This window comes from Dolichospermum sp. UHCC 0352, assembly GCF_009711925.1.
Classification (GTDB): domain Bacteria; phylum Cyanobacteriota; class Cyanobacteriia; order Cyanobacteriales; family Nostocaceae; genus Dolichospermum; species Dolichospermum lemmermannii.
Genome location: NZ_VIKY01000321.1, coordinates 1 through 11,662, shown reverse-complemented (window position 1 = coordinate 11,662; position 11,662 = coordinate 1). Strand labels below are relative to the sequence as shown.

The window sequence follows — 11,662 nt, the reverse complement described above, 5'->3', positions numbered from 1 at the left end:
AAAATCTCAGGCTCCGCTAGGGGATGTAGAAACCCCTGGCTCAAACGAAGTTAGCCAGGGGTAGTTCATAAGATATTTCTTAGGGAAGTTCCTTAGATCTCAATATCTGTATGAGACTAAAGGAAGAAAAACATTATAGTTTTAGCCAAGTTTAGGAGGATTTATGCGTGCAGTCTTAATGGCAGGTGGTTCAGGAACGCGGTTACGTCCTTTGACTTGCGATTTACCCAAACCAATGGTGCCTATTTTAAATCGTCCCATTGCTGAACATATTATCAACCTCCTGAAACGACACCAGATTTATGAAGTAATTGCTACATTACATTATTTACCAGATGTTCTCCGTGATTACTTTCAAGATGGTGGTGATTTTGGCGTACAAATGACCTATGCTATCGAAGAAGACCAACCATTAGGAACAGCAGGTTGTGTAAAAAATATTGCTGAACTATTAGATGAAACCTTTTTAGTCATTAGCGGTGATAGTATCACAGATTTTGATCTAACTGCGGCCATTGAATTTCATCAACAAAAACAATCAAAAGCCACCTTAATTTTAACCCGTGTGCCTAACCCCATTGAATTTGGTGTGGTAATTACCGACACCGAAGGACGGATTAACCGATTTTTAGAAAAACCCTCTACTAGTGAAATTTTTTCTGATACTGTTAATACTGGAACTTATATTTTAGAACCAGAAGTTTTAGACTATTTACCAGAAAATATTGAATGCGACTTTTCTAAAGATTTATTTCCCTTATTACTAGCCAAAAACGAGCCAATTTATGGTTATATTGCCGAGGGTTACTGGTGCGATGTGGGTCACTTGGATGCCTACAGACAAGCTCAGTATGATGGCTTAGAAAGAAAGGTAAAATTAGAAGTGGCTTATCCAGAAATTGCTCCCGGTTTATGGGTAGGAGCAAATACTTATATTGATCCTACAGCCAAAATTGAAACCCCAGCCATAATTGGTAACAATTGCCGCATTGGCGCGAGAGTAAAAATTGAAGATGGGACAGTAATTGGTGATAATGTCACAATTGGTGCTGATGCTCATTTAAAGCGACCAATTATTTGGAATGGAGCAATTATTGGTGATGAAGCCCAATTATCGGCTTGTGTAATTGCTCGTGGGACTCGTGTAGACAGACGCGCTCACGTATTAGAAGCGGCTGTAGTGGGTTCATTGTCTACCGTGGGAGAAGAAGCGCAAATCAGCCCTGGGGTGAGGGTGTGGCCGAGTAAAAAGATTGAGTCTGGGGCAATTTTAAATATTAATCTGATTTGGGGAAATACTGCCCAACGGAATTTATTTGGACAGCGCGGAGTCCAGGGTTTAGCCAATATTGATATTACCCCAGAGTTTGCGGTGAAGTTGGGCGCTGCCTATGGTTCGACTTTGAAACCAGGTTCAGTGGTAACGGTTTCTCGTGACCAGCGCAATGTTTCCCGCATGGTGACACGTTCTTTAATTGCTGGTTTAATGTCTGTCGGTGTGGATGTCCAGAATCTAGATACTACAGCCATTCCCATCGCTCGAACTGTGATCCCCACAATGTCAGTAGCCGGAGGGATTCATGTGCGGGTTCACCCAGAACGTCGGGATTATATCTTGATTGAATTTATGGATATTAAGGGGATTAATATCTCTAAAGCCCAAGAAAAGAAAATTGAGGGGGCGTATTTTAAAGAAGATATGCGTCGTTCCCAAAGTCATGAAATTGGTGATGTCGTCTATTCTAGTCAATTAGTGGATTGCTATGGTAAGGCTTTTGAAAAATTATTGAATGTGGATACTCTGCGGAACAGTCGGGCAAAGGTGGTCATTGACTATGTTTACGCTGTGTCTGGGGCAGTTCTGCCGCAAATGTTAGATAAATTTGGGGCTGATGCGGTGGTGCTAAATGCTAGTTTGAATAAAACGGCCATTTCCAACGCTGATAGAGAATTACTGCTAACTCAATTAGGCCATGTTGTGGAAGCAGTAAATGCTAATTTTGGTGTGCAGGTATCCGCTAATGGGGAACAACTCATATTAGTTGATGAATCGGGTTTTTCCATTCGGGGGGAAATGCTAACGGCGTTAATGGTTGATATGATGTTAACTGCAAATCCCAGAAGTTCGGTGGTTGTGCCGGTTCATGCTTCCAGTGCGGTGGAATTGGTCGCCCATCGTCATGATGGTCATGTGATTAGAACTAAAGCGAATCCGACGGCTTTAATGGAAGCTTGTCAGAAAAATCCCAATGTGGTTTTAGGTGGGAGTGGGGAAACTGGGTTTATTTTTCCCCAATTACATCCAGGCTTTGATTCGATGTTCTGTATTGCCAAGCTAATTGAAATGTTAACTATTCAAGAGCGATCGCTGGCAACCGTACGTTCTGAATTACCTCGTGTGATTAATAGAAGTTACACAGTTCGCTGTCCTTGGACTGCTAAGGGGGCGTTAATGCGCTATTTGGTGGAAACCCACCCAGCGCAAAATTTGGAGTTAATTGACGGTGTGAAAATCCGTCAACCCTATGATGACAATTGGCTGTTGGTTTTACCTGATGCCAGTGAGCCGTTAGTCCATCTCTATGTTAACAGTAGCGATCGGGATTGGGTTGATGAAACCCTCAGAGATTACCGCGCCCGTGTCCAGCATTTTGTGGAACGTGAACAGGAAAATTACAGGTTGGATATGTAATTTTTGGGGTGGGGTTTCCCCACCTTTTATGATGTGTTTTCTCACGCACAGACGCAGAGGCACTCCAGAGCAGGGGGAACGCATCTAAATTATCTTGACAAAATACTATTTTAGTGTATCAATAGCGAAGAAAACATATAATTGAATTCAAATGCTTACAAAATCCTTGATTAAACCGCGTTTACTTTGAAACCCATAGTTTTTTCTTAATTGGGTATTATTTGTCAAACTACTGATATAATAACCTGTCTCAACCTTCGTTTTCCCATTAGACATCTCCGGTAATTAAATGTGCGTGGTTTGAAACCCTTGTAGAGACGTTCTATAGAACGTCTCTACATTCATTTTCACCAGAGGTCTATTGACTTCAATTTTTCTTCGCATACATTTCTTAGATTGATATTACGCTACTAATAGTACCCTTTTTATCCATTCATATAAGTTACATTTTGTCAAAATAAATTAGATGCGTTTCCCCTGGTACAGTGGGAACTAAAACTGCACGGTCTAGATATTTATTTCCCCGTTCACAGGAGGTTTCTGGACTGAATAAACACCCATGACAAGCTGCCCAATGTAGAGAAGTTGTTCCCTTCAAAGGGGTATGTTCTGCACACAAGGGGTCAGAAGTACACAACTGCATCTGTTCTAAAGCTTGGTCAATATGATAACCCAGCTTTTTTGGTTCTCCCAAACTTACTAAGCCTCCCAAAGTTCCCTCGCTGTCAGGTGCTGCGGTGTAAATCAGTACACCTGCCATTGGACTACCTTCTTCTTGAGGACGTTTGGAGTAAATTCGTTCTTTTAAACTGGCAGCATTATAGCCACACTCTATTGCCATTTGTCGCATGAGGGCATGGGCGAAAGAGTGTAGTAAAATATAGCGAACTCCAGGGAATGTTATTTTCACTGGGTCGAGAGAACGAATTTTACACCACTGTTTATGAGCTTCAAAAGCTCGATTTTGATAATCTTGTAATAGTTGACTTTGTTCCCATTGACTCAATTTTTCTTCGTTAAACTGAATAAAAATACCTTCCCCTTTTACCTCACTTGCGGGAACCCATTGAGGATTTTTCCGGCTCAAGTCTACTAAATGTTCCGTGAGTATTTCCCCTTCATCTATAAAGTCACCCGGTGATTGAATCCGTGTAAAACTAATTAGGGCGCGAACTTCCCGCAATCTTTCTGCTAATACAACTTGGGAAAAATAATCTTCATAGCCAGCAGGAGGTTTGACTGGTTTTAACTGAAAATCTGGTGTATTAAAATTGGGGTCTGCTTGGGAAAAAATTTCCCATTCTGGAGTTTTTAAGTCCCTGGCATTTTTATCATCTGAATTACTTTCTTGTTGATTTTGTTTTTCTTCAATTATTGTCCAGATTTCTTCTAGGGGATGTTTTGATAATTCGGTTAATAATTCAGGAAATTGACCGATCGCTTGTAATAAATCTAGATTACTTTTTAAAATATCTTGGCTGGTAGCTTTATTTAAAACGTGCCAATATTGCTCGATTATTTGGAATAATTGATGGGAACTTTCAGGAATTGACAAAGCGGAAAGGGTAATGGGGAACCAACTATTAGATGCACCTAATAAAATGGTTTTCATTTGTTTGTCGCAGGTATCATCAAAGTCACGTAAATGGGGATGACGGGCGCGACAACGAGGCATATTTTCTTTTCCGCTTTCACCAAAAGCATCTGATAAAGGGCGTTGTTGACCACAACTGCATATTACAAAAATATCGCTGGGAGAACCAGATACACCATATTCTTCAAATCTCAAAGCGCCATTACAGTTAATATTTTCTCCTCGATGGACAAAGTAACTCCAGGGAAAATCATCTAAATGTCCTCTTTCACAAGAAACAAGAAACCGTGAGGGTATGGCTGTTGGTTCTTTTTTGCTTTTAGGACAATTTTTATGAACATATTTAGTTTGATCTGGTCGGTAAGGATTTTCTTTTAATTGAAAAAGTTCTGATTTTAGGGAAGCAAGTAAATGACATTTAGGGCAAACCATCCAACTAGGAAAAGGTGCGACTGGGATTCCTATTCTGTTGACTTCATCAAAGGGACCAGATGATGTGACATTTTCTGGAGGCGTGGGAGGTGAAAGCAGTCGTTTTACTTGTGAACCTAATTCTTTACGAACAGCAGCTAAAAGTCTTGGTTCATTTAATTCGAGTGCATTTTGAGTGTTCCAGTCTTCTAAACCCATGACCATAACTGAGAGGTTGGGTAGGTCAAGTACAGCACCGACACCGAAGGAAAATAATATTTGACTGGGGCGTAATTCGCCAACTTTGTATTTATACATTTTGGGGATTCGGGATTGGGGATTGGGAATTGGGAATTGGGAATTGGGAATTGGGAATTGGGGATTGGGAATTGGGAATTGGGAATTGGGGATTGGGGATTGGGAATATGTTTACAAATTCTGTTTCTGTTTGGTCATTTTTTCTGGAAGGCGGTTAATGTCGTCGTCGGGTACTTGGTCTTGTAAAATTAATCCTACGGTTGGTTCTACATTGCGTAGGGAATTTAAACAAGTAAAATCTTGCCAGGTTTCTCGACCTGCTGATTTTAATAGTTCTATGGTTAAACCGTCCCGCTTTTCTATTTGGTATTTAAGAATGCCCCCACCTTGTATGTTTTGGGCTTTGCTTAACCAAATATCTAGTTTGGCTTCTAGTGCTTGTTTTACCATTTTCTGGGTTTCAGCATCCCCTACTAATCCGGCGCGATCGCAAATTGTCTCTATTGCAGCTTTAATATAAGGATGGTGGCGTTCAATTCTTCCTGCTTGGTCATTACCATTAAATTCCTTACCTGCCAACCTCACTAATGTAACAAATAATGCTGCTAAACCTCTATCAATGGCACGGGGCGCGAAAGGTGTTAATGATAAGGCTTCTACGTGCTGGTAAAAGGTGGCGTGGTAATGTTCAAATCTTTCATAATGGGATAAATCTCTAGGACGCGCCCAATTATACACTGTTAATACTAAACCTGGATATGTCCGCCCTACACGGCTGGTAGCTTGAATATACTCGGCTGTGTTTTTTGGCTGTCCTGTTACTGCCATAATACCTAACCGTTTTACGTCCACACCTACGGAAATCATGTTAGTAGCTAGGAGAACATCTAATGGTTCTAATTGATTAACTGTTTGTTTTGCTTTCCGCTTGGTTTTAATTTCGGCATCTTTTTGCGGATCAAAGGTGGTTTCGAGTCTGTCTAAAATTTCTGGAATTTCTGTAGAGTCTCTGCGTGATGTCAGTTCTTCTAAATTTATTCTCAGTCTTTTTGCTAGTCCCCGACGATCCATTTTTCCTAGACGAATACGCACATCATCATCTACTAACCTTCTCATTCCTCCTAATTCTCGCATGGAATTAAAATAACCTACTAGGGTCATCCAAGGATCAGCGCGATCGCCATATTTTTCATACAGAAATTGGGAAGCTGATAAAATCGCTATATATACACGAATTGATACCGCTTTTAACCTGCGTCCTGTGGCACAAATTCCCAAATAACGCCTACCGGGATTAATTTCACTAGGTTGACGTTGACGGGAAAAAAAGTTATCTTCCACATCCAAACATTGCGGAGGAAAAACCTGTAAATCTCGCAAAAATAAGTTATATATTTGACTTTGTGCTTGGCGAATCGTAGCCGTAGAAGCCACAACTTTAGGGCGTACTTTTTTACCATCAACTTCCCAGGATGCTAACTCATCTACGGCTGTTTCATAGAGTCCCACTAAAGTCCCCAAAGGTCCACTAATTAGGTGTAACTCGTCTTGAATAATTAAATCTGGTGGTCGCAGCTTGTTAAAGGGGATAGTTTTAGCAGCAGCTAAATTAGTAGTTTTACGGTGTGAATCTGTATCTTCTATATTAGAAGAACGAAACCCATGACGCTGACAATAGCCATCCACTTGACCAAATAACATTTGTACTTCACCTTTCCAGGGCATTTGGGCAAATTTATCCACTGTAGCAATTAGTAAACTTGGTAAACGGCGATATATTTCTTCATCAACCACCAGAATGGGTAAACCCTCACCCGGAGATTGTTTTTCAGTAAATAAACACCGTCCTAAATCATCACCACAGTATATTAATGTCCGTCCCCTTCCTTTAGCAACAGATTCAACTTTTATATGTTTACCGGGGTTAATTTTAGTACCACACCAAGGACAATTATTTAATTGATGGGGTGAACCGCTACCGCTTTGCTGATACTGTCCCCGTTCTTGTTTACAAAATTCCTCGCTTTGATTGGTATGATTAGGGGTTGTGCGCTGACCTACCCATAAACCAATTCTAAAAGGTTCTTTACCCCATCTACTTTCATTTGTTTTGCGGATAGATTCACAAGCACAAATTAAAGTCGTAGCGCGTTGAAATTGCTGTAAAGTCAACAATCGTAGCGTGTAGCGCATGAGAACAGCAACCCCATACTCTCCAGAACGTCCCGCAATATTACCTTGTAATCTGCGTAAACCCAGAGTATAAGCTGTTAAACCTAAATATGCTTCAGTTTTACCCCCACCAGTAGGAAACCAAAGTAAATCTGCAACTGCATCCTGGGGATGACTTCTATCTGGGTGATGTAAATTGGTAATACTGGGTAAATTGAGTAAAATAAATGCTAACTGAAAGGGAAACCAGCGAGGTTGAGAAAGGGAAATTTGCTGTAAATCTGCGGTTTTATTTTGACGGATTTGTTCTGAATAAATAGAATGAACTCTCTGTAAATACATTGCTTGATTCATAAACCGAAAAGCGTCTGCTGCTTTTTCATCGGTTTGTAACAATGTCAGTCCTTCCCTAATTCTATTTAAAGTCTGTTCACATTTTTGAATAGCAGTTTTCGCTTCATTTTCATAGTCTGTTAATCCGGTTGCGGGGTCAGATATCCGTTGTTTTTGGGTATTAATCCAACTCTGATAAGCTGTAATTAAAGGACTAATTTTATTAGCAAGATCACCAGTTGCAGTTGTAGATAATTCTTGCATATCTAAAACCAATCCTGCTAATTCTGGAATTTCGTCTACTTGTGGAGGAGAGGTTTTAGGAACTTCATAAGCTGGAATTACTGAAATTGATAATTCAACAGCACGTTCTTCAGTTCTTGATGCTGTTTTTGCATGGACACTGACACCATGACCAATGGCAAATTCTACCTGTTTACGGTAAAGCATGGCCATAGTTTTTTCTTCAGTATAAATTACAGGATCTAATTTTCCTAATGATCGGGGTTGATGTCGTTTTAAGAAAATATCAGGATGTTGAGAATCGGCGGATTTAACCCTTAATTCTGGTTGAAATAACCAAGTTTCATCTCGTTTTTCTTTAGTTTCTCTTTGTCCATTGATTAAAAATAAACTGACAATAAAATCACCGTTATTTTGTTTCCTAATTTGTCCTTTTACATAAACTTCTGGATATTGTGGATCAACTATCCAATTATTAATTACTCCCTCAATTAAAGGAATAGTAGGAGAATTAGAGCGAATTTGTTCCCGTTTCCAAACTTTTTTAGTGTGACTATCTACTTTGTTCAAGATTCTGCTAGGTACTTTTTTATATTGTCCCCAACCGGCGGTAATTTGTAATGCTTTAGCTGTACCATTAACACAAAATGTCATTCCGAAAGAAGATGGAAACATAGTTTCTAATGGAGGGACATTAACTTCTGTACTACCATCTTCCACAGTACCTTTACCACTAATAGCTAATTCATCATTATTTCCGGGTAAATAACAATCTACTTCCCGTAAATTATCATCTAAATTATCCGAATTATCTAAATTATCATCTTTGGATATTTGATTAACAACACTGGATTTTTCTATTGTTTCTTCAGTGATGCGACGGTGTTGGGGTGCAAGTAGTCCTACTAAATAGCGATCGCTTACACTCTTTTCATCTAATTCTTCATCTTCACCACCAGCAGGACCGAGTAAATCGTTAATAATTGCTATTTCTAATTCTTCTCGAATTTTATAAGCTGAAGGTATATTTGATGATAAAATAGGTTGTTGTTTTTCGGTTTTGGTATGGGTTTTGATATAATTATTAATATCCGCAGCAATATGATCACTAATTTCTCCATTTATTCCTAACCAATCAACATCTTCTACTGAATCAATTCCTTTTAAAAGTATTTCTAATTGTGATTCTGGTGCAGAAATTACACTACTCCAATCTAAGATAATTTGATGTTGACGGAGTTTTTTATTTATCTCTACTAAATCAAGTTCACCGGGGAGAATTGCAGGAAGTTGGATAATCATATATTGGGGAATTGGGAATTGGGAATTGGGAATTGGGAATTGGGAATTGGGAATTGGGAATTGGGAAGTTTGTTTTTTAGGTTGCTAATTTTTATTCACCAGCTTGGTGTTTAAGTATATTAACCATACTGTCTGATAACCATAATCCAGCATTACGTAAAGCCTCAATTCTAGGAGATACACTAGAAATTAATCCCCTCCTTTTCGCTAATATTAATAAACCTCCTGTACCCATAGTAATAATAGTTAATGATTGACCACAACGCCGTGCTGCTCTATCATCTACAATAGCCGCATAATCTGAATTTTTTGACGCTAGACTCAATACCTGTGATTCTCCTTTTCCTAAATCCCAAGCTGCTACTTCAGGTGCTATGCTATCAATTACTACTCTTTGTATCCAAGGAACAGTAGATAATTGTCTTGATGCAATATCTTCTTCTCTTCCCTGAGTAACTTCTTCAAAAACACCTTCTGGAACTAATATTTCTGTGAATAATTGTGGTAATAATTCTGCTTGTTGACTTTTAAACAACACAATTAGAGGTGAGGAATTAATAATGATGCGATTAATCAACATTTGACATTTCCTCAGCTAATTCTTCCGCTGTATATTGCATAAAATCAACTCGATAACGAGATAAAGCATAAATAAACTCTGTCCGAGTTAGTCCGGCTATATCTGCTGCTTTATTTTGCGAGATATCACCTAATTCGTACCATTTTACGGCGGCTGCAATTTTCATTTCTTGCACAAATTCTTCGGGATTTTTTCGCAGTGCAGAAAATGCGGTTTCTGGTAATTGAATAGGTATGGTTTTCATGGTTTGGGAATTGGGAATTGGGAATTGGGAATTGGGAATTGGGAATTGGGAATTGGGAATTGGGTAATAATAATTTTATATTGTCTGAATCAGGATAACCAGGATTTAAGGATTTAAGGATTTACAGGGTGTTATTGGTAAATTGTCTGTGAATATTTAAGATTATAAAATAGAGTTACCATCATAGTCAACTAATAATAGCAGATAAATCATCAAATCATTTATTCATTATATGTCATCCTCAAATCTGTATGTCTCATAGACAATAAAACACTTACATCCCGTACATCCTATAATCCTGAAAATCCTATAATCCTGTAAATCCTGATTCAGACAAATAACAACTCCCAAACACCACACAGAAAATACCAAAATCACATCCTGAAAATCCTATAATCCTGGAAATCCTGATATGGCTAATGCCACGCTTCGCTATCAGACAATTACCAATTTAAGTTATAATTAAAAATACTATATAAATTCTGTTCAAGCTGTGAGTTTTGACAACGTTTGTAAGCTATTAGCTGAAAAATACCCTCTTGATTTTGCCCGGTGGTTACTACCAGAAGAACCACAAAGCGTCAAAGTTTTAAAAACCGAATTGAGTATTGAACCAATTCGTGCTGATTTTGTCACGTTTCTGAAAAGTGAAAACCAAATTTTACACATCGAATTTCAGACACTATCAACTTCTCGAAAACCCATTCCTTTCCGCGTCCTAGATTATTATATTCGGTTAAAAAGACTATATCCCGAATGTACCATTATCCAAGTCGTGATTTTCCTCCAGGAAACAGAAGATAAAAATGCTTTTATCAATGTTTACCAAGATGTAAATACTACCCACCATTATCAAGTAATTAGAATGTGGGAACAAGACCCTGTTTTATTTCTTAATAATCCCGCACTTTTACCATTAGCACCATTAACCCGCACAAATGCACCTCAAAGTTTATTATCGCAGGTTGCTGAAAGTGTTGCTAAAATTGAGGAAATAGAAATCAAGCGGGATATTGTAGCCTGTACTGAGATTTTAGCAGGTTTACGGTTTGAGAAACAACTGATTAGTCAATTACTTAGGGAGGATATTATGCGAGAATCAGTAATTTATCAAGATATTTTGCAAAAAGGCGAAGAAAAGGGTAGAAAAGAAGGTGAACAACGAGGTAGAGAATTAGGTGAACAACGGACAATTATCCGTCAACTTAATCGCCGGTTTGGAGAATTAGATTCATCATTGGTTGATAGAATCAAAACTTTGAATATTGAAAAGTTGGATAATTTAGCAGATGCTTTATTAGACTTTTCTAATATCAATGATTTGGTAATTTGGTTAAATGACAATCAACATGAAGGTCAAAATTAATCAACACTAACAACTGTAATTTTATGAGAGTCCGTTAAAACGGACTTTCTCTATAAGACGAGGATATTATGCGAGAATCAGTAATTTATCAAGATATTTTGCAAAAAGGCGAAGAAAAGGGTAGAAAAGAAGGTGAACAACGAGGTAGAGAATTAGGTGAACAACGGACAATTATCCGTCAACTTAATCGCCGGTTTGGAGAATTAGATTCATCATTGGTTGATAGAATCAAAACTTTGAATATTGAAAAGTTGGATAATTTAGCAGATGCTTTATTAGACTTTTCAAATATCAATGATTTGGGAACTTGGTTAAATTCAAATCAAGATTAATCATCCCCAACATTGGTCATTTTATCATCATTATAGACAGGGAATAAATTCCCTGTCTAAAAGCTAAAGTCGGTTGAAACCGACTATTTTTTTACAACATCCTGTAAATCCTATAATCCTGGACATCCTGATTCA

At 38.3% G+C, this 11,662-nt stretch carries 7 protein-coding genes; 3 read left to right on the top strand and 4 right to left on the bottom strand.

The window, feature by feature from the left end; all coding sequences use genetic code 11:
- The first annotated feature begins 163 nt into the window (after positions 1-163).
- Positions 164-2,692, top strand: coding sequence for a mannose-1-phosphate guanyltransferase (locus FJR06_RS23365; protein ID WP_168652374.1), 2,529 nt, complete (start codon positions 164-166; stop codon positions 2,690-2,692).
- Positions 2,693-3,134: 442 nt separating this feature from the next.
- On the opposite strand, the gene drmB is transcribed toward FJR06_RS23365, so the two are convergent.
- The 4 genes from drmB to FJR06_RS23345 form a co-directional block, all read right to left on the bottom strand.
- Positions 3,135-5,015: a DUF1998 domain-containing protein gene (gene drmB / locus FJR06_RS23360; protein WP_015079927.1), complete on the bottom strand. Its 1,881-nt coding sequence runs from the start codon at positions 5,013-5,015 to the stop codon at positions 3,135-3,137.
- 111 nt (positions 5,016-5,126) lie between these two features.
- Positions 5,127-9,005: a DISARM system helicase DrmA gene (gene drmA / locus FJR06_RS23355; RefSeq protein WP_168652373.1), complete on the bottom strand. Its 3,879-nt coding sequence runs from the start codon at positions 9,003-9,005 to the stop codon at positions 5,127-5,129.
- 91 nt (positions 9,006-9,096) lie between these two features.
- Positions 9,097-9,585 (bottom strand): DUF3368 domain-containing protein, encoded by a 489-nt coding sequence (locus FJR06_RS23350; RefSeq protein WP_168634688.1) that lies wholly within the window; start codon positions 9,583-9,585, stop codon positions 9,097-9,099.
- Positions 9,575-9,829: a UPF0175 family protein gene (locus FJR06_RS23345; protein WP_015079924.1), complete on the bottom strand. Its 255-nt coding sequence runs from the start codon at positions 9,827-9,829 to the stop codon at positions 9,575-9,577. Before FJR06_RS23345 ends, FJR06_RS23350 begins: the two co-directional genes overlap by 11 nt.
- A gap of 493 nt (positions 9,830-10,322) precedes the next feature.
- Between FJR06_RS23345 and FJR06_RS23340 the strand changes: the two genes are divergently transcribed.
- Both FJR06_RS23340 and FJR06_RS23335 read left to right on the top strand, forming a co-directional pair.
- Positions 10,323-11,195, top strand: coding sequence for a DUF4351 domain-containing protein (locus tag FJR06_RS23340; protein WP_168652372.1), 873 nt, complete (start codon positions 10,323-10,325; stop codon positions 11,193-11,195).
- 68 nt (positions 11,196-11,263) lie between these two features.
- Positions 11,264-11,527 carry a DUF4351 domain-containing protein gene (locus FJR06_RS23335; protein WP_041457907.1) on the top strand — a complete coding sequence of 88 codons (264 nt, stop codon included), beginning with the start codon at positions 11,264-11,266 and terminating at the stop codon, positions 11,525-11,527.
- The last annotated feature ends 135 nt before the right edge of the window (positions 11,528-11,662 follow it).

Excerpts from the sequence above, each read along its gene's own strand:
- FJR06_RS23365 (WP_168652374.1), top strand. The coding sequence starts at position 164 with ATGCGTGCAGTCTTAATGGCAGGTGGTTCAGGAACGCGGTTACGTCCT.
- drmB (WP_015079927.1), bottom strand. The coding sequence starts at position 5,015 with ATGTATAAATACAAAGTTGGCGAATTACGCCCCAGTCAAATATTATTT.
- drmA (WP_168652373.1), bottom strand. The coding sequence starts at position 9,005 with ATGATTATCCAACTTCCTGCAATTCTCCCCGGTGAACTTGATTTAGTA.
- FJR06_RS23350 (WP_168634688.1), bottom strand. The coding sequence starts at position 9,585 with ATGTTGATTAATCGCATCATTATTAATTCCTCACCTCTAATTGTGTTG.
- FJR06_RS23345 (WP_015079924.1), bottom strand. The coding sequence starts at position 9,829 with ATGAAAACCATACCTATTCAATTACCAGAAACCGCATTTTCTGCACTG.
- FJR06_RS23335 (WP_041457907.1), top strand. The coding sequence starts at position 11,264 with ATGCGAGAATCAGTAATTTATCAAGATATTTTGCAAAAAGGCGAAGAA.